The sequence below is a fragment of the Paenibacillus durus ATCC 35681 genome (assembly GCF_000993825.1).
Classification (GTDB): Bacteria; Bacillota; Bacilli; order Paenibacillales; family Paenibacillaceae; genus Paenibacillus_AQ; species Paenibacillus_AQ durus_B.
The window spans coordinates 3,108,462-3,130,313 of sequence record NZ_CP011114.1 but is presented as its reverse complement, the minus strand read 5'-3'; the positions used below and the strand labels follow the sequence as shown (position 1 = coordinate 3,130,313).

24 protein-coding genes are annotated in these 21,852 nt (G+C 49.7%); all 24 read left to right on the top strand.

Annotation, left to right across the window (positions count from 1 at the left end; translation table 11 throughout):
- The first annotated feature begins 1 nt into the window (after position 1).
- Positions 2 to 1,870, top strand: a complete 1,869-nt coding sequence (locus VK70_RS14460) for an ABC transporter ATP-binding protein (RefSeq protein WP_025696259.1) — start codon at positions 2 to 4, stop codon at positions 1,868 to 1,870.
- Between the two features lie 14 nt (positions 1,871 to 1,884).
- Positions 1,885 to 3,231: a lanthionine synthetase C family protein gene (locus tag VK70_RS14455; RefSeq protein ID WP_025696257.1), complete on the top strand. Its 1,347-nt coding sequence runs from the start codon at positions 1,885 to 1,887 to the stop codon at positions 3,229 to 3,231.
- Positions 3,232 to 3,430: 199 nt separating this feature from the next.
- Entirely contained in the window at positions 3,431 to 4,168 is a 738-nt protein-coding gene (locus tag VK70_RS14450) for a lantibiotic protection ABC transporter ATP-binding subunit (protein ID WP_025696255.1), read from the top strand.
- On the top strand, positions 4,165 to 4,917 hold the full coding sequence (locus VK70_RS14445) for a lantibiotic immunity ABC transporter MutE/EpiE family permease subunit (RefSeq protein ID WP_025696253.1): 753 nt from the start codon (positions 4,165 to 4,167) through the stop codon (positions 4,915 to 4,917). The genes VK70_RS14450 and VK70_RS14445 overlap by 4 nt, the downstream gene beginning before the upstream one ends.
- Before the next feature lie 3 nt (positions 4,918 to 4,920).
- Positions 4,921 to 5,685, top strand: coding sequence for a lantibiotic immunity ABC transporter MutE/EpiE family permease subunit (locus VK70_RS14440; RefSeq protein WP_233277851.1), 765 nt, complete (start codon positions 4,921 to 4,923; stop codon positions 5,683 to 5,685).
- A gap of 21 nt (positions 5,686 to 5,706) precedes the next feature.
- On the top strand, positions 5,707 to 6,621 hold the full coding sequence (locus tag VK70_RS14435; RefSeq protein WP_025696249.1) for an ABC transporter ATP-binding protein: 915 nt from the start codon (positions 5,707 to 5,709) through the stop codon (positions 6,619 to 6,621).
- Between the two features lie 40 nt (positions 6,622 to 6,661).
- Positions 6,662 to 7,369 carry a lantibiotic immunity ABC transporter MutE/EpiE family permease subunit gene (locus VK70_RS14430; protein WP_025696247.1) on the top strand — a complete coding sequence of 236 codons (708 nt, stop codon included), beginning with the start codon at positions 6,662 to 6,664 and terminating at the stop codon, positions 7,367 to 7,369.
- Positions 7,370 to 7,475: 106 nt separating this feature from the next.
- On the top strand, positions 7,476 to 8,201 hold the full coding sequence (locus tag VK70_RS14425; RefSeq protein ID WP_046723434.1) for an ABC transporter permease: 726 nt from the start codon (positions 7,476 to 7,478) through the stop codon (positions 8,199 to 8,201).
- Complete coding sequence (locus tag VK70_RS14420; protein WP_025694603.1) at positions 8,194 to 8,910, top strand: response regulator transcription factor; 717 nt, start codon at positions 8,194 to 8,196, stop codon at positions 8,908 to 8,910. The genes VK70_RS14425 and VK70_RS14420 overlap by 8 nt, the downstream gene beginning before the upstream one ends.
- Complete coding sequence (locus VK70_RS14415) at positions 8,907 to 9,857, top strand: sensor histidine kinase (RefSeq protein WP_025694602.1); 951 nt, start codon at positions 8,907 to 8,909, stop codon at positions 9,855 to 9,857. The genes VK70_RS14420 and VK70_RS14415 overlap by 4 nt, the downstream gene beginning before the upstream one ends.
- Before the next feature lie 81 nt (positions 9,858 to 9,938).
- Positions 9,939 to 10,571 (top strand): helix-turn-helix transcriptional regulator, encoded by a 633-nt coding sequence (locus VK70_RS26510; protein WP_025694601.1) that lies wholly within the window; start codon positions 9,939 to 9,941, stop codon positions 10,569 to 10,571.
- Positions 10,572 to 10,587: 16 nt separating this feature from the next.
- Complete coding sequence (locus VK70_RS27250; RefSeq protein WP_233277690.1) at positions 10,588 to 10,707, top strand: hypothetical protein; 120 nt, start codon at positions 10,588 to 10,590, stop codon at positions 10,705 to 10,707.
- Positions 10,708 to 11,247: 540 nt separating this feature from the next.
- Positions 11,248 to 12,147, top strand: coding sequence for a hydrogenase small subunit (locus VK70_RS14405; protein ID WP_046723432.1), 900 nt, complete (start codon positions 11,248 to 11,250; stop codon positions 12,145 to 12,147).
- Positions 12,148 to 12,164: 17 nt separating this feature from the next.
- Positions 12,165 to 13,583, top strand: coding sequence for a nickel-dependent hydrogenase large subunit (locus VK70_RS14400; RefSeq protein WP_025694942.1), 1,419 nt, complete (start codon positions 12,165 to 12,167; stop codon positions 13,581 to 13,583).
- Positions 13,584 to 13,585: 2 nt separating this feature from the next.
- Positions 13,586 to 14,062 (top strand): HyaD/HybD family hydrogenase maturation endopeptidase, encoded by a 477-nt coding sequence (locus VK70_RS14395; protein ID WP_025694941.1) that lies wholly within the window; start codon positions 13,586 to 13,588, stop codon positions 14,060 to 14,062.
- Positions 14,055 to 14,396 carry a hydrogenase maturation nickel metallochaperone HypA/HybF gene (locus VK70_RS14390; protein WP_025694940.1) on the top strand — a complete coding sequence of 114 codons (342 nt, stop codon included), beginning with the start codon at positions 14,055 to 14,057 and terminating at the stop codon, positions 14,394 to 14,396. Before VK70_RS14395 ends, VK70_RS14390 begins: the two co-directional genes overlap by 8 nt.
- The gene (gene hypB / locus VK70_RS14385) at positions 14,397 to 15,059 is read left to right on the top strand and encodes a hydrogenase nickel incorporation protein HypB (protein WP_025694939.1); all 663 of its coding nucleotides are present in this window, start codon (positions 14,397 to 14,399) and stop codon (positions 15,057 to 15,059) included.
- Positions 15,060 to 15,075: 16 nt separating this feature from the next.
- Complete coding sequence (locus tag VK70_RS14380; RefSeq protein ID WP_025694938.1) at positions 15,076 to 15,324, top strand: Sec-independent protein translocase subunit TatA/TatB; 249 nt, start codon at positions 15,076 to 15,078, stop codon at positions 15,322 to 15,324.
- 21 nt (positions 15,325 to 15,345) lie between these two features.
- On the top strand, positions 15,346 to 16,095 hold the full coding sequence (gene tatC, locus VK70_RS14375) for a twin-arginine translocase subunit TatC (protein WP_025694937.1): 750 nt from the start codon (positions 15,346 to 15,348) through the stop codon (positions 16,093 to 16,095).
- The gene (gene tatC / locus VK70_RS14370) at positions 16,088 to 16,831 is read left to right on the top strand and encodes a twin-arginine translocase subunit TatC (RefSeq protein WP_025694936.1); all 744 of its coding nucleotides are present in this window, start codon (positions 16,088 to 16,090) and stop codon (positions 16,829 to 16,831) included. Before tatC (VK70_RS14375) ends, tatC (VK70_RS14370) begins: the two co-directional genes overlap by 8 nt.
- Before the next feature lie 285 nt (positions 16,832 to 17,116).
- On the top strand, positions 17,117 to 19,483 hold the full coding sequence (gene hypF / locus VK70_RS14365; protein WP_025693725.1) for a carbamoyltransferase HypF: 2,367 nt from the start codon (positions 17,117 to 17,119) through the stop codon (positions 19,481 to 19,483).
- On the top strand, positions 19,456 to 19,680 hold the full coding sequence (locus tag VK70_RS14360; RefSeq protein WP_025693724.1) for a HypC/HybG/HupF family hydrogenase formation chaperone: 225 nt from the start codon (positions 19,456 to 19,458) through the stop codon (positions 19,678 to 19,680). The genes hypF and VK70_RS14360 overlap by 28 nt, the downstream gene beginning before the upstream one ends.
- Entirely contained in the window at positions 19,673 to 20,758 is a 1,086-nt protein-coding gene (gene hypD / locus VK70_RS14355; RefSeq protein WP_036637923.1) for a hydrogenase formation protein HypD, read from the top strand. Before VK70_RS14360 ends, hypD begins: the two co-directional genes overlap by 8 nt.
- A 15-nt stretch (positions 20,759 to 20,773) precedes the next feature.
- A complete protein-coding gene (hypE, locus tag VK70_RS14350; protein WP_025693722.1) occupies positions 20,774 to 21,784 on the top strand; it encodes a hydrogenase expression/formation protein HypE in 1,011 nt (336 codons plus the stop codon).
- Positions 21,785 to 21,852: the final 68 nt, after the last annotated feature.

Genomic DNA, 21,852 nt, shown 5'->3' with positions numbered 1-21,852 from the left:
AATGCCTCTCGAACAAAATACGGATATGATCAGCGTTCCAAATGTAATCCGCTCGTTCCGCTATTGGCCGCGGGTGTTTCAATTGCTTTGGAGGGCTTCTCCGTTAAATCTGCTCGTCATTACAGCGATCAATCTTATACAGGGGCTGCTGCCTGTCTTGTCGATCCGGGCAACACAGCAATTAATTAATAGCATTTCCGCAAGCTGGCAAGAGGTAGTGGCTGGCTTCATCTTTTTTATAGGCGTGAGCCTGTTCACGCTCCTGGCTTCCGCTTTGCAAGATTATGCGGAAACACTGTTTAGAGCCAAGCTTTCCAACTCGATTAATGTCATGGTAATGGAACAGGCAGCACGCTTGACTCTGACCGATTTTGAGAATGCGAAAGTTCAGGATCAATTAAAGAGAGTACAAAACGATTCAGGGTACCGCCCCTTTCAGATTGCCAAACAGATTTTCGGGATTATAAGCGGTATAGTTTCTTTAATATCGGTTTCTGCTTTTTTAATCGCCTGGAAATGGTGGGTGGCCCTGCTGCTTATTCTCATTCCCGCCACTTCGTTTTTCTCCTTTTTGAGATTTGGCCAACAGGAATTTTTGACAATGTGGAAGCGGGCAGACCGGTCCAGAACATCCTGGTATTTGAGCTATCTGCTTACGAGGGACAGCTCCTTTAAGGAAGTTAAGCTGTATAACCTGGGCTCTTATTTTGTAGCGAAATACAAAGGAATCGTTGAAGATTTTTTTCGGGAAGACAAACAATTGGCTCGCAAACAGGCGCGGCTCTCGGTCTTTTTCCAGTTCATTGATCTGTTCGCATCTTCAGGGACCATTCTGTTGGCCTTTCGCTCCGCTTATAAGCGGCAGATTCCTGTTGGAAATGTTGTAGGGATTATTCAGGCCATTGCGCAGCTTCAAAGCAAATCGCAAAATATTGTTCAACAAGTACTGGGTCTCTGTCAAAGCAATCTTTATATTGAGCAGTTATTTTCGTTTCTCGATATTCATGCGGATTCGGATTATATGAATGACGCTGAGCGAGATGAACCTGAAGAAGATAAACGACAAACTCTTTCCAAAATTGAAAGCATAGAATTTCGCGATGTTTCTTTTGGTTATGAGGGGAATGATCGGTTTTCCCTTGAGCAAATCAACTTCTCCCTGGTCCGGGGTGAAACCCTGGCTATTGTTGGCCACAATGGATCGGGGAAATCGACCCTCGTTAAGTTATTGATGCAGTTGTACTCGGAAAATAACGGTCAAATCTTGATTAACGGCCAACCGGTGCAGAATTACAACCTCTCCGCGTACCGGCTTCGAATTGGGGCTGTCTTTCAAGATTTTGTCCAATATGAGATGCCGTTGCGCCACAATGTCGGATATGGAAACATTGGTGAAATCGACAACGAGCAAAAATTATGGCAGGCAGTTACAGATGCGGGAATGGATGCTTTCGTCGATAACCTGCCCAAAAAGTTTGATACCCAGCTTGGCCGTTGGTTCGAGGACGGCTACCAACTGTCGGGCGGACAATGGCAGCGTGTGGCCATCGCAAGAGCGTTTATGAGAGACGCGGACGTTTACATTCTGGATGAACCAAGCTCGTTCCTCGATCCGGAAGCCGAACGCGAAGTATTTGAAAGGTTTCATGAACTGGTTAAAGACCGCATTGGAATTTTTATCTCTCACCGATTGTCGTCTGTAACCTTCGCCGATAAAATTGCCGTTCTACAGCAAGGCCGGATCGTTGAGATGGGAACCCATGAGGAGCTTATGGATAATAGTGGGGAATACTCCAAGTTGTATCATTTGCAAGCTGATTCTTATATCAGGCAGGCATTAAGAAATGAGAGGTATTCCAACATCATATAAGGGGGAGAAAACGAATGGAAGTGCAGAACAGAAATTGGGGCGGTTTCACGACAAAGGCTGAAGAGGCTCGAAATTTAAGTCTGGAATTAACGAATCGATTGAAAGATCCGCAGCGGGTAAAACAGATTGTGACGGCTCCAGGCAACCTTTCCATATTAGGGGGCCATCCATGGGATGATGCTGCGTTGGCCGCCGGATATCCGGGTATCATTCTTCTTTTTGCGGAATGGGACCGTCAATGCCCCGATGAGGGGTGGGATTTAGTTGCTCATTCTCATCTTCTTGCCCTGCAGGAAGGTTTGAGAACAGGCGGCTATTATAACATGTCCATGTTTTGCGGATTGGCAGGCGCAGCTTTTGCCGTCATGTCCGCATCGCGTAATGGAACTCGGTATACCGGATTTTTAACGGAACTGAATGAACGGATTGCCGATGGAGTTTGGACCGCATTAAATGAAATCAAACATACTGAAACGGAAGGGGAAGGTGTCTCCCCCACGGATTATGACGTGGTCATGGGGCTTACGGGAACAGGCCGCTACTTGCTTGAGATAAAACATAGTGACAAGGCAGCTTTATCATTGACCGGAATATTAGAATATCTCGTCCAATTAACATATCCCATTGAGGTTGAAGGATATACCGTTCCGGGATGGTATGTTCCGCAAAAGCATCAGTTTACAGAAGAAAGTAAAAGGAAATATCCCCATGGTTCTTTTAATTGCGGCTTATCCCACGGTATTCCCGGCCCTCTCGCTCTTATGAGCCTTGCGCTTCAGAAAGGTGTGGAAGTGAAGGGGCAAAGAGATGCAATACGGAGGGCATCCAATTGGTTAATTGAATATGCGGAGATGGGAGAGCATGGACTTTTCTGGCCCAGCGCTGTTTCCTTTGAGCAGGAAACGGTACATGATGGAGTGTCCGAGCAGACGAGAGACGCGTGGTGCTACGGAACTGCCGGCGTGGCCCGTTCTTTATTTCTGGCCGGAAAATCCCTTCAAGACGATTCACTCTGTCAGTGGGGAATCCGGGGGTTTGACTCCATCTTTTCACGTACTGAAGAGCAATGGAATTTGGATGGTCCGACGTTTTGCCACGGCTTATCCGGATTGCTGCAGTTGACAGTCAGAATGGCTCAGGATGTGGATGAGGAACGTTTCCTAGGTTATATTGAGCGACTTTTACATTCAATAATGCGGTATTATGAGCCGGAATCACCCTTGGGCTTCCGCGACCTGGAAATCATGAACGGCATTGATAAAGCCGGTCTGTTGGATGGAACGGCGGGAATCGCCCTGCTCTTATTATCCTTAAGCTCAACCACAGAGCCGATATGGGATTACCCGTTTTTAATTGCCTGACGGACCAGGACTTATATTTTGCTTGTTAAATGCTCCTTACTTTGGAGGTGATGCACTGCACCATTCCTACAAAGTTAGGAGCATTTATTTTGAGCAAAAATGTAAGACTTTTGTAAGTATTTCTTCAAAGGGGTGTAAGAACTGGATCGTATAGTGAGGATATGGAAGGCACAATCAAGAGAAAAGGGGAGATGCAGCAATGCAATCGGTGCAGTCGATTGTTGAAACAAAGGCTCTGACCAAACAGTTTGGAAAACAAGATGCCGTAAAGGATGTCAACTTGAAAATATCAAAGGGATGCGTCTATGGACTGCTCGGCCCAAACGGCGCAGGGAAGACGACCATTCTTAAAATGCTTGTTGGTTTGCTGCATCCGACGTCGGGGAGTATCGAGATGTTCGGCGAACCTTGGACAAGGAAAAATCTTGCCTTCGTAGGCGCGTTGATCGAGACGCCGGCTCTATATGGTCATCTGTCGGGTAAGGAAAATCTTCAGGTCCACCAGCGTCTGCTTGGCCTGCCGGAACAGCGGATTGACGAGGTTCTTAACATTGTCGGACTTGCGGGGGTTGACCGCAGAAAGAAAAGCGCCGCTTATTCCCTCGGGATGAAGCAGCGTCTCGGCATCGCTATCGCCCTGCTTAATTATCCGAAGCTCTTGATTCTGGATGAACCGACCAATGGGCTTGATCCGCTCGGAATCCGCGAAATGCGCGCTATGATTCATTCATTTACGGAACACGGCATTACGGTCATCCTTTCCAGTCACATTCTCAGCGAAGTCGCGCAAATCGTGCAAGAAGTAGGAATAATCAGCCAAGGCCGTATTCAATATCAGGGTGCGCTCGAAAATTTGCTTAATCAGAGCGAGGGAGAAGATCTTGAGGCTATTTTTATGCGGTATGTGGAAAGCGGGAAAGAAGGGATGTACCGATGAAAGCCTATGTTTCTTCAGAATGGATGAAATACCGCAGAACGGTGACGCCTTGGTTGATTGTTTGTGGTCCCTTGATTATAGCCTTGGCCGAGATGATTTTTAATTTTATGATTCCTGAAGGCGTTAAATGGGTCTATATCCTGTTAAATGTCCATAACTGGTGGTCTACTGTTGCCCTTCCCTTTGGTATCATCCTCTTGGTTGCTCTCGCCGTCTCTTACGAAAGGCGTTCTGGAGCATGGAAGGTGCTTAACACGTATCCGCATAAACCGGGAAAATTGTATGTTGCCAAATTGACGACCTTGGTGATTCACATTCTGTTGGCCGGCGCTCTGTTTGCGATATTTGTATTTATATTAAATGTTTGGGTGGCATTAGGGCCAATTCCCTGGGGAAAATTGATTTCCGGATTTTTGGTTGCCTGGCTTGCGGGACTCGGACAGATGGCGATCATGATGTGGCTGGCGCATGTCTTTGGTTTCGGACTTACCATCACTGTTGGATTTATTGGACTTGTTTCCGGAATTCTTATGGCTGAACGATCGTCTTGGATAATCAATCCCTGGTCTTGGCCCATTCGGGCGTTGGAACCTATATTCGGATTTCATGCCAATGGTATGTTATTGGAGCCGGGCAGTCCTTTGCTGAACCCCATTTATATTTCTATAGCAATTGCGCTTGGAATTATAACGGCCGTTGTATTTGCTGTCTTGGGTACGCTCTGGTTCAACAGGAGGGAGGTCCGTTAGTTGATGCTTAAAAGTATTCATTCAGAATGGATCAAAAGCCGCCGGACAGCAATCCCCTGGTTATTATTCCTGGCGCCGATTGCCGTGACAGGCATTGCCGCTCTTTATGTTTATCCGCATCATCTCGAAAAGGACGCCTGGACGCGAATGCTTGACCTTATTAACCAGCTCTGGTTCGCCGTCTGGTTTCCGCTGGCATGGGGACTCCTGTCCGGCCTATCCACCCATCTCGAATCCGCTTCCGGGGGGTGGCGGGCCTTACGGATCAGAAATGTGTCCCCCGCCACACTGTACGGCTCCAAAATAGCGGTTCTCGTCATTCAGACATTGTTAAGTACACTCTGGCTGGCTATTTTGACCATGATCGCCGGGAAAATGGTTGCCATCCCTTTTGAAGCGCCATGGCTAGGATTTATAGCTTCCTTTGGTACGGGCTGGATCGCTTCGCTTCCCTTGCTGATCGTTTCGCTGTGGCTCGCTGAAGGGTTGGGCTGGGCGATTGCCGTCGGGTTTGGAACCCTGGGGATTCTGATTGCGTCATTGATCGGAGCGACAAGGCTCGGTGTCGGCATTTGGCAATTTATTCCATGGTCCTGGCCAATACGCCTGACCTACTTCGTTTACGCATTTATCACGAAGTCCATTGAAATGGAGATGACGCCTGTTGTTCTTGTTGTTTTTTGGTCTGTCTTTGCCTCGTCCATCGGATTAAGTGCTATATTTGCGTATTTTAGTATAAAATGGTTTCATGGCAGGGAAGTAAAGTAGACTGGCTGTGGAGTGAGAACTGTGACATGTGTCCTTCGAACGATAGCATTAACGAAAAAATACAAGAACCGGACTGTTATTGACCATATGAATCTAAACATTAGACGCGGCGATATTTATGGAATTCTGGCGAAGGGCGGGGCCGGAAAAACCACGTTGCTGCGAATGATGATGGGACTGATTGCACCTACGTCGGGAGAAGTGGAACTGTTTGGAGAGACTTCACATCGGGCAAAGCGGCGCCTACTCGAACGAATTGGATGCATGAGCGAAACCTTTGGATTTGCCGACAATCTGACGGCCGCAGAAATTCTGGAGATTCATCGCAGGCTGATGGGTGTTCCGGGTAAGGAATGTATTGCCGATTCGCTGAAAATAGTGGGCTTGTCCGGCATCCAAAACGTCCGTTGCTACGGACTTACCTTGAGTATGAGGCAGCGGCTCGGGATTGCCAGAGCCCTTATGCATAAGCCGGAACTGCTGCTGCTAGACGAACCGTGGAGCGGTCTTGACTCGCAAGAGATCAAGGAAATCAGCCGGCTGCTCAGCCGGTTATCACAAACCCGGCAGATGACCATCGTGATTTCAAGCCGTCTGATTAACGGAATTCAGCCAATCGCGAATCGGATCGGTATTCTTCAGGGCGCAACACTGGCGGCAGAGCTGGATCATGAAACCTTGCTGCAAAAATCCCGGCGATACATGAAGTTTAGGGTAAGCGATGAAAAGAAGGCTGCCGTTTTACTGGAACAGAACATGGGGATCCACGATTATAAAATTTCGGAGCCGGGGTTGGTCTTGGTCTACGAGCAATTGGAACGTTCCTCGGCGATCACCCGCTTGCTGATCGAACATGACGTAGATGTGATCGAAGCAAGCTTCAATCAAGGGTTAATAGACGACTATATGATAGAACTGATGAGAGAAAATATATAATGTGGTTTGCCGGTTCAACAGTCGGGAGGGATGTTAGCTGATGCTTAAGAGTATTCGTTCAGAATGGATCAAAAGCCGCCGTACAGCGATTCCCTGGTTATTATTGTTAGCGCCGATTGCTGTAACAGGCTTTACCGCTCTTGATGTTCACCCGCATCATCTTGAGAAGGATGCCTGGACGCAAGTGTTCGGCATTATTAACCAGCTCTGGTTTGCTGTTTGGTTTCCGCTGGCGTGGGGACTCCTGTCCGGCTTCTCCGCTCATCTCGAATCCGCTTCAGGGGGATGGAAGGCTTTACGGATCAGAAACGTTTCCCCTGCTATACTGTACGGCTCCAAAATAGCAGTCCTCGTCATTCAAACATTGTTAAGTACGCTGTGGTTGGCTATTTTAACCGTAGCCGCTGGAAAAATGATTGCCATCCCCTCAGCAGCGCCATGGCAGGGGTTTATAGCCTCATTTGTCGCAGGTTGGATCGCTTCGCTTCCATTGCTGATTGGTTCGCTCTGGCTTGCTGAAGGATTGGGCTGGACCATTGCCGCCGGGTTTGGGATCATTGGAATCCTAATTGCGTCACTAATCGGTTTGCCAAGGCTCGGTGTCGGCATCTTTACGAAGTATATTGAAGCACCGGCAGATCCTCTTTTTTTTGTAACGTTTTGGCCTGTCTTCGCGGTTTCCATCGGGTTAAGTATGATACTCGCGTTAATAAGTATAAAATGGTTTCATGGCAGGGAAGTGAAGTAGATTATCCAGCAGCAAAAAAACTATATGATTGAAATAATGAGAAAAAATGTATAATATGGTATAATGAGTATTATCCATCTGATAGTATACAAGAGGGGAGGCGCTAATGCTCACACAAATCATGACGGAGATGTTCAAGTTCAAGCGTTCCAAAGTCTTATGGATTATCGTTTTGCTCATTGTGCTGGATTGCTTCTCAAGTTATTTGCAAAGCCAAGTTAAAGACTTGAGTTGGGAAGAATTTTTAAGAGCAAGTTATATGAATCTTTGGATTCGTCCTGTTTTTTTCTGCTTTCTGTCAGGTTATTTGTTTACCAGAGATGAAGAGCAGCGAACGTTAAGCGCCCTCTTTACCTATCCATACCGCCGCAGTCAATGGTATTTTGCCAAATTGACGGCGGCTGCCGTCGTTATCGCCTTTCTTTTGCTGGTTTCCTTTGCCTTTGAATTGATAATCGGACTTCTTCTGTTGTCTGAACCGCTGACATTTGCAAATTTGGGGTACCAATTGGCTTTTCTTGTTCAAACATGGCTATTGTATATCGCTTTGACTCCATTGGCTGCTTTTATCGCAATTCTGGTAAAAAAATCGATACTATGTGCAATTGCCAGTGCGGGAGGCGGGATAATGAGTATGCCCTTAGGGGTAGTATCGTCCAAGTATATAACTTTGAGCCCTTGGCTAATCCCATATCTATTTTCCTACTATCCGCTTAATATTCCGGATTACCCCGTTTGGGAGCCGGGGCTTTTGGTTTCAGGAATCTTGCTTGTCTTGTCCATGGGTCTCGGATTATATATCTATACTAAGAAGGATCTTATCTATGAATGAAATCCAAATTTTAGTCGTTGAAGATGATTTGGAAATTTGCCAGTTGGTAGCCCATGCGCTTGTTAAGGAAGGATACCGGGTTGATACAGTACATAATGGAGCCGATACCTTTCACCGGTTTAAGCATGGGTCATATGATTTAATCGTTTTGGATATTATGCTGCCTGGGATGGATGGCCTGGAGGTATTGCGCAGGATTCGCGAAGAATACCAAGTCCCAGTCCTTATTTTATCGGCGAAGGACACGGAAGTTGACAAAATACTTGGCCTCGGCTTGGGGGCTGATGATTATCTTACGAAACCGTTTTTGGTGGGGGAACTTTTGGCGCGTGTGAAAGCGAACTTGCGCCGCTATCTGTATTTTCAGCCAAAGGAGGGGGATAAGGCTTCTTCGGTGTTGACCTATAACGGTCTGAAGTTAGATTGCAACACTTTTGAGGTGAACGTTCACGGTCAATCCATACCGCTGACGTCCAAGGAGTTCTCCATCTTGAAATTGCTGATGTCTGAGCCTCAACGCGTGTTTACCAAATCGCAAATCTTTGAACATGTCTGGGATGAGTCGTACTCCCTTGAAGTGGACGATAACACGGTTATGGTTCATATTCGAAGATTACGTACCAAAATTGAAGCAGACCCCTCAAATCCGGACTATATCCAAACCGTGTGGGGAATCGGTTACCGGTTAAGCGGGAAGGAGCAAGTATGACATTCATACTGGCGCTTCTGGTGATCCTGGGGGGACTGTCCGCCGTTGTATTCGGCAAGTACATTCAATGCTTGAGACATCTCCGCCGCATCAGCCGCAGAATGAAGGAGCTCCGGTCCGGTCACGGAAACGGTTATTTCTTAATTAGGACTAGCAACGCTTCAATAAATGAATTGGCGGAAGAGCTTAATCTTCTCAGCGGCTATCTTCGGAACATAACGAATCGAACAGAGCGCCTGGAAAGAGCGCAAAGGCAAATCATGACGAATATTGCCCATGACCTGCGTACCCCGCTTACTTCGTTATCCGGTTATGCCGAGCTGTTAAAAACCGATCCCGATCGAGACGAAGTGATAACCGAAAAGTACATTGATATTATTTTTACGAAATCACAAATGCTGGAGGCATTAATTCGAAATTTTTTTGATTGGGCAAAATTAGAAGCCGACGACGTTGCTCCGAATCTTCAAAAGTTGAATATAACCATCACATTACAGGAGGTAGTTGCAACCTATTTTCAAGATTTTGAAAAAATAGGCGTTTCTCCTGTTCTTGATTTTCCTGCTTATTCGGTGTTTGCATGGGCTGATCCAGCCGGCATGGAGCGTATATTGGGTAATCTCATTACCAACTCCATTCGATACGGGCATGATGGAGGAATACACGGCATCAAAGTGTGGGAGGAACAGGAGAAGGTGTGGATTGAAGTTTGGGATTGTGGAAAAGGCATTGATCCTGAAGACCTTTCTTTTATTTTCGACCGGCTCTATATGGGGGAAGCGTCTCGCCATATGACCTCTCACGGAAGCGGCCTCGGGCTAAGCATCACCAAGAAACTGGTTGAAAAACAGGGCGGCGAAATTTTTGTTCGGAGTGTCCCTTATGAAAAAACATCGTTCTCATTTTACCTGTTAAAAACAATGCATTCCGGGTTGGACCTGAACTGAGAAACAGTAGGGTCAGCCGCCAATTGTATCGGCCAAGTACAAGAAATCGGTGCTAGCCAAACAAAAAAGGAGAACAAATTCATGGAGATGAAAGAAGTATCCATTTTGTTAATCGGAAAGCAGGAGATTGTTATGTTTGGACTTGAATCCTACCTTACTAAAAAGGATGGAATGCATGTTGTTAGCAGGAAATATAAATCAGAACAAGGAGCCTTTGAAGAAATTCAGCTGATTCAACCCGATGTGATTATCCTTGGTTTGAGTATTGACCACCCTAATATTTTCGTTTTTATTGAACATATAAGAGAACTGTTTCACAATCTAAAAATCATCATCTATTCCTCGTACAAAAGCTCTTTTCTTGAAGAGCGTACAATTTCATCCGGCGCCAATGCCTATATTACAAGAGATATTTCATTGCTTGAAGTTTATTGTACCATTCTGATGGTGCATGACCAGTTCACGATTTCGCAGTGCAAAAGGATTGGACAAGATGACTTGTCTCCTCAGGAACAAAGGGTTCTTGAACTCATAACGCTCGGGTATACCAACAAAGAAATCGCTGCGAAGCTCCATGCCTGTGAGAGAACCGTTTCTTATTATGTCAATAATTTATTTAATAAAATGAATGCGAAAAGAAGAATTGAGGTAGCCCTAAAAGGGGTAATAAAAGGTTACATCAATAATGATATTATTGACACTCTTCTTCATTGATCGGACATACATATCTATGTTGGAGCGTGGCGTTCATCAACCAACATTAAATTCTTTGCTTGCTATCGCCAGCGCTTTAAGCATGAAGGCTTCAGAGTTGGTGAAACTCGTTGAAAATGAGATTGAAAAAGAATGAGCGACCATTAAAATTATTTCAGAATGACTGTGCGAAAACGCATGGTCATTTTATTTTGAGTAAGTGTTGATAAACTGACCAAAAGTGGCTATAGCAGAGCGAGAGAATTGATAATGTTAACTGAAGCTCAAGAGGAGGGGATTTCCTGCTACAGGTCTAAAAAACGCTGGATATCCCCGAGCACAAGGGGAGAAATGAAAGGCAACTTGAACAGTTACACAGGCAGATACATTGATAGCAGTCTACCGCTTCTTTTGGAGCGGTTTTTCTTTTGCTGTTAACCTTCCCAATTTCACCCCATTAACTTTTAAATTATAAACGTTTTCCAATCACTATACTTTAACTTCCACACCAACCTTCTACTGAGTTCACTGCGAATGATGAGAAAAAGGGTCAAATTTTAGGGAATTTTATCCAAAAAGTTTTCATTTTGTTCATTGTCTTTGTTTCCCTACCCCCTTATAATCTGTGTGGATTTGCCATAGGAAGTAAGTAGTTCTATGGATAGGAGACTCCCAATCGACGAAAAGGAGAGATTTGATGAGAATCAACAGGAGAGATTTTCTCAAGTGGTCGGTGGCAGCAGTGGCAGCGCTGAAATTGGAGATGGATATGGACAAGCTGAACACGGTGATGGCAGCGGACACGGATCCGCCGGTCATTTGGCTGCTGGGATCGGGTTGTTCGGGCTGTAGCATATCCACGCTGAACGTAACGAACCCAACCACGATCGAAGATGTGCTTCAGAACAAAATCAGCATGAAGTATGACAGCACGCTTATGGCGGCCTCAGGTGAAAGTGCGATGCAGGCGCTCGAAAATGCGGCGAACCAGTATAACGGACAATTCATTCTCGTAATCGAGGGTGCCATTCCAGGGGGAGCCTCCAAGAACTACTGTATAATCGGCGAGCAGAACGGGGTTCCGCTCACGATGTATGATGCAGTGCTCAAATATGGACCGAAAGCTAAATATGTCGTGGCGGCAGGCACTTGCGCCTCCTTTGGCGGTGTGGCGGCCGCAGCACCCAACAGCACAGGCTGCGTATCCGTGAAGTCGCTGCTGGGCAGCCAAACCGCGAACCCGATCGTCAATTTGGCGGGATGTCCTGTGAATGCGACGGTAATGGTGCAGACGCTGCTTGATTTAATCTTGACAGGTGTACCTTCTCTCGACGCTAACAGCCGCCCGAGCAAATATTTCGGCACAACCATCCATAGTGTGTGTCCGAGAAAAGGGCAAACCCAGGTTACACAGCCCGGAATTTACGGCTGCTATAAGAATGTCGGCTGCAAAGGCCCTGGAAACCAATCGCCATGTCCTTCGCTAAAGTGGAACAACAAACAAGGCTGGTGCATCCAATCGGATTACCCGTGCATCGGTTGTACAGCACCTGCATTTCCTCTAAATCCCATCATTTCCGTGCAAAGCGGTAGCTAAGAAAGGGTGAATAACGAATGAGCACGATCAAGCTGGATCCGGTAACTCGTTTGGAAGGACATTTGAAGGTTGAAGTCACGCTGGGCGCCGATAATACGGTTGCTTCAGCCCAAGTCGCCGGAATGCTGTTCCGGGATTTCGAGAACATGCTGCTGAATCGGCCTCCACGGGATGCTTCTTTCCTGACTCAGCGAATTTGCGGGGTATGCCCGGTTCCCCAGGCCGTTGCTTCCGCAAAGGCGGTTGAGAAGATACTGGGCTTTAAACCTAATCTCCAGGGGCTGATGCTCCGGAATCTGATTCAAGGAGCGAATTTCCTAGACAGCGGCATCACGCATTTTTACCATTTATCGTTACTGGACTATATTCAAGGTCCGCAGATGAGCCCATGGACGGGAGGCTACACGCAGGATCTAAGATTCAGTGCCGCCGATACCCAAACACTGACGGATCACTATATTTCGGCGCTGCAAATCCGCAGAAAAGCCAACGAAATGGCGGCCATCTTCAGCGGTAAGCTTCCCCATGCTGCGAATATTGTTCCGGGCGGCGTAACCGCCTTGCCTTCGGCAACGGAAATCACCAACTTCAGAAACTATTTGAACGATATTCAGTCCTTCATTTCAAGTACTTATCAATCGGACGTTAACATGCTGGCTTCGGCTTACAACGATTACTACAGCGTGGGTACAGGATACGGCAACCTGATTACCTTCGGCGCATTTGACACGAATACTTCCGGAGGCTTGTTATTCCCAGCCGGCACTGTCACAGGCGGAACCGTCGGCGCATTCAACGAAGCGAATATTAAGGAATACAATAAATATTCTTACTTCTCTTCTCCAAGCGGACAAGCCCCGGCAAGCGGCACCACAACGGCGAGCTACGGAAAGAGCGGAGCTTACACCTGGTTGAAATCTCCACGGTACAACAATACTGCTTTTGAAGCGGGACCGCTGGCCAGAGCATGGGTAAGCGGCGACTATCGCAGAGGCGTATCCGTTATGGACCGGCATATGGCGCGCTACGTGGAAATGGCCAAACTCGTAAGCAATATGCAGACTTGGCTGGATCAATTGACACCAGGGGCCAGCGGATTTACGAATATCGGCGATCCGGTATCGGGCAGCGCCTCCGGATTAACGGAAGCTCCCCGGGGCGCGATCGGACATTGGCTATCGGTATCCAGCTCCAAAATTTCCAAATACCAAATTATTACCCCAACCTGCTGGAACGCTTCCCCGATGGACGATTCCGGCAACCCGGGTCCTGTGGAAAAAGCTCTGATTGGTACCCATGTGGCAGACCCGACGCAGCCTGTGGAGCTGCTCCGCATTGTGCATTCCTTTGACCCCTGCACCGGTTGTTCCGTGCATGTCATGTCACCGGAAGGCGTGGAAATGTCCAAATTTGTTGTCCAGCCTCTTGGCAAATAACAATGAAGAACACAGCGGTCATTGGAATCGGCAACATACTCTTGAAGGATGACGGCATCGGCGTCCATACGATCCGCGAATTGGAGAAAGAAGACCTCCCGTCTACCGTTGAACTGGTGGATGGGGGGACTTCCACCCTTGCCATGCTGAGCTATTTTCTGGAGTACCGGAAAATTATCGTTATCGATGCGCTCAGGGCCGGCTTGGAGCCCGGAACGATATACCGGATCAGGCCGGAGGAGCTTGCGGGCTACGAGAAGGGGAATTTATCCATTCACGATGTTCAGATTTTAGATGTGGTCCGAATGGCCCGCATGCTCGGCGCCGCTCCGGACGTGATCATATTCGGCATTGAGCCGCAGGAGATCGGTTATGAACTCGAAATGTCGGCTCTCATGAGAAGCAAAATTCCTGACATTATTGAGCTTCTTAAGCAAGAGTTGGGCTTCGCAAGTCAGGAGGAGACGAACTTTGCATGAAGCGGCTATTGTAGAAAGCGCCTTGGAATTGATCCTCGCGAAAGCCGAAGAGCATCATTTAACAAAAATCAAACGCATCACGGCCAAGGTGGGAGAACTGTCGGGAGCCCTTCCTGATGCCATGCAATTCGTTTTTCAGAACGCATCGCAGGGTACGATTGCCGAAGGGTCGGATTTTATCATCGAACAGGTGGAAGCAACAGCCTCATGCGGAAGCTGTGACATTACGTTTCCCATCCGTTTTTACCATCCCGTGTGTCCTTCGTGCGGTGGGCTGGACAATCAGGTGCTTACAGGTTATGAGCTGTATATCGATACGATGGAGGGTGATTGAATGAGCAGCATTAAAGTGGTTACCAACATCCTGAAGGTGAATGACGAGCTGACGCAGCAGAACAAGAAGCTGATGAACGAGAAGGGCCTGTATGTCATCAATTTGATGAGCTCGCCCGGATCGGGCAAAACTTCCATTCTGGAGAAAGTGATCGCGAAGCTTAAGGATGAAGTGAAGATTGCGGTGATCGAGGGTGACCTCTATACGACAAAGGATGCCGAAAGAATCGAAGCCCACGGCGTGCAGGTCGTGCAAATCAACACCGAAGGCGGGTGTCACCTGGACGGACAGATGATCCGGAACGCCTTAAGCCATTTGAACTTGGACGGGACGAACCTGCTGATCATCGAGAATGTCGGGAACCTGATTTGTCCGGCGTCCTTCGAGCTGGGGGAGGATCTGATCATCACCGTATTAAGCACGACCGAAGGAAACGACAAGCCGCAGAAATATCCGCGCATGTTCGAAAAGTCCGGCATTGTCATTTTGAACAAAGTCGATTTGGTGCCCTATACGAACTTTAACAAGGATGAATTCCACAAGGATATACAGGAAATCAATCCGAAAGCGAAGATTATTGAAACTTCGTGCGTGACCGGCCAGGGAATTGATGAGCTTTGCTCGTTGCTGAAGGAAAAGATCTCGATCTCAAATCCAGTTTAAAAAAGGAGTGTTACCTATGCCTCATATTGGTTTTGGCGAACTTATTGTTATTTTGGTCATCGCGTTAATTGTGTTCGGTCCAGGCAAGCTTCCATCCGTGGGCGGGGCCATCGGTAAAGCCTTCTCTGAATTCCGGAAAGCGTCCAAGGAGTTAACCGGCGAGGGTGCCAATTCCACCGCTGTTAACGAGCCTGTTCCGGTTCAAGCTGCCTCTGTTCCGGTTCAAGCAGCTGTTTCTCAAGAAACCAATGAAGTCAAGTTGTAATCTTCTCATCGGTGAATGCTGATGTGGGAGAGCGAAAATATCGTTAGCGCCGTCCGCTGGCTGGGGAAATTCCGCGTCCGCATCATAGCCGGAGTGCTCATTGTCATCGTCGCGGCGACGGCCGTATATGCGGTGTCGGACCCGCTTCTGAAGCTGTTATGCCAGCCGCTTCAGGATCAGCCGCTGTTCTTTATGACGCCTGTAGACGGTGTGATGACGAAGCTGAAGGTGGCGATGTTCGGAGGGATTGCAGCTTCTTTTCCCGTTCTGGCCTGCCTGCTCGTATCCATGTTCGCCCCCCTGCTGGGACGCGGCATTCGTCTCAAAATTTATTTTTTAGCCATTCCGTTCGCTGTCGTTCTGTTTGCGGGGGGGATCGCATTTGCCTACGAGTTTATTTTGCCAAACACCGTCGACTTTCTGATCCAGAGCGGACAAGGGGTACTGAGGCCGATGATTTCCGGGAGTGCTTATGTATCGTTTATGGCATTCTTTTTGATCTCGGTGGCCCTGGTTTTTGAACTGCCGATCGTGATGGTCGTGCTGTCGAGAATTGGGCTGGTTCATTCCAAGATGCTGATGAAAAAACGGAAATTCGCCGTGCTGGGAATTGTGATCATCCTGGCGATATTGTCTCCAACCCCCGATGCGTTCTCGCTGCTGGCGGAATCGATACCGGTGGCGGCACTGTACGAAATCAGCATTTGGGTGATTTATCTTCTGGAGCGAAAGGGTATGCCAGGGACGAAGCGTGTGACTACCCATGATTAATCAGAACCGTGTGCGGCAAGATACGGATCAACCGGTGCTGGAGCATTTAGCGGAGCTGCGCAGAAGATTGATTGTGACAGTGGCTTCCCTCATCGTTCTGACTGCCGTCATTTATACGAAAGCGTTCCTGATTGTAGAGATTCTAAAAAGATCCGTTGGGAACGAGGGGCTGGATCTGGCTTTTTTTTCGTTAACCGGAGCTTTTGTTCTCAGGGTAAAGCTGGCTTCTATTGCGTCCCTCGTCGTGCTGTCCCCGTTCATCGGTTACCAGCTGTTTGCTTTTATCGGTCCCGGTCTCACCGCCAAAGAACGAAAAGTGCTGCTTTCGGCGGTGTTTTATATGGTTCCCAGTTTCATTTTGGGCGTTGTTCTCAGCTATGCGGTGGTCGTTCCTTCCGTTTTGCGCGCACTTCTCACATACGGAAACTCTTATATGAAGGCGGCCTTGTCGGGTGAGGAATACCTCAGCTTCATTGCGATGCTGTGCGTCGTTTTCGGGCTGGTCTTCATGCTTCCTTTTCCGCTGATCGCGCTCGGGAGGCTGGGGATCCTGCGTTCCTCCTGGATGAAAAAAGCGCGGTTCTCCATTGTGTTCTCCATATTGATCGGGGAAGGCTTGCTCGCGCCTGACATTACTTCGGTGATCCTGCTGGCCGTTCCTTTGATTCTTATTTACGAGATCAGCCTGAGAGTCGTCATACGGATGGAAAAACGCAGGGAGGCAGCTTCAGAATAACATCCATATAAGATGAACTTGAAAAATGACATAAGAGTAAGGGAGTAACGAAGGGGAAGTTTGGAACTGTAGGAGCGATAGCGATCGCCCGAAAGCTTTCCGGAGGAAAGCTCGCTTCGAAAGCATAGGCTGTCTCCTGATTTCATCCGCGATAAGCGGTTTAAATCAAGAAATCTGGAGACAACAGCGGCCGGAAGTCCAAACATTCCTCGTAGTTACGACCGATACCCAAATGAGAAAATCTCAAGTTCATATGATCCAGGAATGGAATGAGGGCGAAAAGCTATGTTGAGTGAGGTCATCCGGGTGGGTGTCCAGGTGAAGGGCATTGTGCAGGGAGTGGGATTTCGCCCTTTTGTCTACCGGCTTGCGCATCAGCATGATCTGGGAGGGTGGGTCACGAATGACGCAAGCGGCGTCAGACTGGAGGCGGAGGGCCGCAGGCCGGACGTCGATGCTTTTTTGGCTTCCTTGCGAACGTCCGCCCCGCCGCTCTCTCATATCGAGGAACTGACCTGGGAACTGCACTCCCCAATCGGATACACGGAATTCCGCATAAAAGAGAGCGTTGGCGCGGCCTCTCACGAGGTGAACCTCTCGCCGGATATTTGCGTTTGTGAAGATTGTCTTGCGGAGTTGAAGGACCCCGGCAACCGGAGGTACCGCTATCCGTACATCAACTGCACCAACTGCGGGCCCCGGTTTACCATTACGGTTCAGGTTCCATATGACCGAAAAACGACGACGATCCGGGATTTCGAGCTGTGCGAGGATTGTGCGAAGGAATACCATGACCCGATGGATCGGCGATTTCATGCCCAGCCGGTGTCATGTCCAAAGTGCGGACCAAAGGTATATCTGCTGGATGCTTCCGGCAAAAGAGTGGATACGGCTGATCCGGTCGCTCAGGCAACCGAACGGTTGAAGTCGGGCGCCATTCTGGCGGTCAAGGGCCTCGGCGGCTATCACCTGGCTTGCGACGCTGCGCAGGAGTCTGCGGTGCGGGAGCTGCGGGCACGTAAGCACAGGGACGGCAAGCCGTTTGCCGTTATGGCGGATACGCTGGAGACGGTTCTCCGCATCTGTGACGTCACGGAGAAGGAGCGGGAGCTTCTCACAAGCCCCCGGCGGCCGATCGTTCTGCTTCCGTTGAAGAATGAAGCGCGTAAGCTTCTTCCGGCGGCGGATTCTCTCTCCCCTGATAATAACATGCTGGGCGTGATGCTGCCGTATACGCCGCTGCAGCATCTGTTGTTTCAGGAAGGTTTGGAGCTGATGGTCATGACGAGCGGCAACCGTTCCGGTGAGCCTATTGTATACCGCGACGAGGAGGCGGTACCCGCTCTTCAAGAAATCGCCGACTATTACCTGGTGGGAGAGCTGCCTATTCATATGCGGACGGACGATACGGTAACCAGTGTGTTTCGGGAACGGGAGTACATCATTCGACGGTCACGGGGATACGTTCCTTATCCTGTCGACTTGACTGCCGTCATTCAATCGGCGGAAGGGCAGTCGCACAAGTCCGGCAATCCTCCCATTTTGGCTGTGGGGGGAGAGTTAAAGAATACGTTTTGTCTGGTCAAGGACCGCAAAGCCTTTGTCAGCCATCATATCGGCGATCTGGATAATCTGGAAACGCTGGATTCCCTGATTGGCGGAGCGGAGCATTTTGGACGTATTTTCGCAGCCGAGGCCGGGGTTGTGGCCTACGATTTGCACCCTGGGTACCGCTCCTCCCAATATGCATCTGAACAAAAGAACACCGTCAAGATTCCCGTTCAGCATCATCACGCCCATATCGCTTCCTGCATGGCGGAGAACGGCGTTTCCGGTCCGGTGATCGGAGTCGCCTTCGACGGCACGGGACTGGGCGAAGACGGGCATATTTGGGGCGGTGAATTTTTCGCCGGGGATTACGGCGGATTTGAGCGCATGGCCCGGTTCGGGTATGTGCCGCTCCCTGGCGGGGATGCGGGTGTCAAGGAGCCTTGGCGGATGGCTTTGAGCTATCTTCTGAATGACGAAGCATCAGAGCTGCCGTCCGAGTGGCTGAATTCAATCGAGCCGTACAAAAGGGATATCGTCACACGCCAAATCCTGCAGCGCATCAACACGCCGCTCACGAGCAGCGTCGGCAGGCTGTTTGACGCCGTGTCATCACTGACCGGCGTATGCCATTATGCCGAGTACGAAGGCCAGGCGGCCATCCGTTTGGAAAGCGCGGCGGACCCGGAGACGGCACGGATTTATCCTTACGAAGTGAAGACTGTGCAAGGCATGCTTGAGATCGGCACTGCGCCTCTGATCCGGGAACTGGTTCGTGAAATTCGTGACGGCATGAGCGTTTCCGGAATTTCCGGAGCGTTTCACCGGACATTGGCTGCAATTGTAGGGGATATCTGCGGACGGATTCGATCCGAACGAGGTCTGAATGAGGTGGCGCTCAGCGGCGGTGTGTTTCAAAACCGCTTGCTGCTCGCCCTTACGGTCGATGAATTGGAACGCAGCGGGTTTCGCGTATGGCTCCACAGCAAGGTGCCTGCCAATGATGGGGGACTTTCACTAGGCCAGGCGGCAATCGCGCTGGGTAAATATCTCACATGGGAAGGGATGCGGGAATCATGTGTTTGGCAATACCCGGAGAAGTAGCAAGCGTAAGCGGCGACAGGGCGGTGGTCGATATTACCGGTATTCGGAGGGAAGTGTCCATTGCCCTGGTCGACCGGGTGAACGTGGGAGATTATCTGCTCGTTCATGCAGGCTGCGCGATTGCGATCATCGATAAACAGGAAGCCATGGAGACGCTGGAGCTGCTCCGTCAGCTAGCGGGGGATATCCATGATTAGTGAATTGGAACAATTCAGAAATGAAACGTTGGCGGAAGGTCTGGTGAAGGCCATCCGGCGCTATGACGGCAGGCCCGTTTCGATTATGGAGGTATGCGGCACCCATACGATGGCGATCTCCCGTTATGGGATTCGGGAATTGCTGCCGCCGAACGTCAGGCTCATTTCAGGACCGGGCTGTCCGGTCTGCGTAACCCCGAGCTTTTACCTGAAATCGGCTTTGGAGCTCTGCAGGAGAGAGAACACTATCGTGGCGACTTTCGGCGACATGATGCGGATTCCGTATAAGGGCGCCAGCTTGCTGACCGAGAAGGCGCTGGGCAGGGATATCCGTATGGTCTATTCCCCGCTGGACAGTCTGGATATCGCCCGGCAGCATCCGGACAAGACCGTCATCTTTCTGTCTGTAGGATTTGAGACGACGGTTCCGGTCACGGCCATCGCGGTTCTGGAAGCTGCGCAGCAGGGGCTTGACAATTTCATGATCCTGTCGGCGAATAAAACGATTCCGGCGGCAATGCACCTACTGTCTTCGGACCCTGAAGTCGCGGTTGACGGGTTCCTGTATCCCGGCCATGTCAGCGCGGTGATCGGCTCCGGCCTCTACGAGGAACTGGCCAAGGCGTATGGGATTCCGGGAGCCGTCACCGGGTTCGACCCGGCGGATATTTTGGGCTCGATCCTATACGTGCTTGAGCAAATCCAGGACAACAAGGCCACTGTAGCCAACTTGTATTCCATGGTTGTTCAGCCGGGTGGCAATCCAATTGCCCGGGGAAAAATAGATGAGGTATTCGAGGCTTCAGATGCCGTATGGCGGGGACTCGGTCAGATTCCGGGCTCAGGCTTGCGGCTGCGCGAGAAATACAGATCCTTTGATGCGTGGAGCCTAATAAACGGCTCCGTGGAGGAGCGGGACGAGGAAGCGCGCGGCTGCCGCTGCGGCGATATTTTGAAAGGAAAATGCCTCCCATCCGATTGCAAGTTGTTTGGAAAAGCATGCACGCCCGAAACCCCGGTCGGTTCCTGTATGGTGTCGAGCGAGGGGACTTGCGCGGCATATTACCGGTATCAATAGGGGGAGGGAGACCAAATGAGCGAAATTATTACTTTAGCCCACGGCAGCGGAGGGAAGCTGACCCATCAACTGATCCAAGGGATATTTCAGAAGCACTTCCGGAACGATTGGCTGCTTGAGGGCGGCGATTCGGCCGTGCTGGAAACTCTCCCGGGACAAATGGCGTTCACCACGGATTCCTATGTCATTCATCCGCTTTTTTTCAGGGGAGGGAACATCGGAAAGCTGGCGGTCTGCGGGACTGTTAACGATCTGGCGGTCTGCGGTGCGATTCCCAAGTATATGAGCTGCGGCTGGATCATCGAAGAAGGGTTTCCTCTGGAGGAACTGGAGGAGATTGCGGAATCCATGGCGGCAACCGCCAGGGAAGCCGGCGTATTTATCGTAACCGGCGATACCAAGATCGTTCCGAGAGGCTGTGCGGACAAGCTGTTCCTTAACACCTCCGGAGTGGGCTTTATTCCTGAAGGTCTCCGGCTGTCTCCCGCCTTGATCCGGCCGGGGGACCAAGTGATCGTCACCGGTACGATCGGGGATCACGGAACGGCGATTCTGATTGAACGGGAACAGCTGCAGGTGGAAACCGGACTTGCCAGCGACTGTGCGCCGCTGAACGGAATGCTGGAGCGGGTAACGGCTTCATTGGGCGGTGCCGTAAGACTTATGCGGGACCCGACCCGCGGCGGCGTAGCCACAACACTGAATGAATTTACGGAGGGGCAGGACTTTGGCATTCGGCTTGAGGAAAATGCGCTTCCCGTCAAAGGCGAAGTGAGTGGTCTATGCGGCATGCTGGGAATGGACCCGCTGTACATAGCTAATGAGGGCAAAGCCCTTCTGATAGTCGACGGGACCCAGGCGGACCGAGTAATAGAACTGCTGCGCAGTCACCCCAACGGACAGGACGCTGCCATAATCGGCGAAGTTGTCGCAGACCATCCGGGAAAGGTGTATATGCGCACGCTGGCCGGAGGGCACCGCATCATCGATATGCTGGTAGGCGACCAACTGCCCCGGATTTGTTAAACGGTGGGATGCCCCTATCTTAAAAGGGCTTAGAAGTATCTGTAAAAATCAAGCGCGAGGCGCTTCTA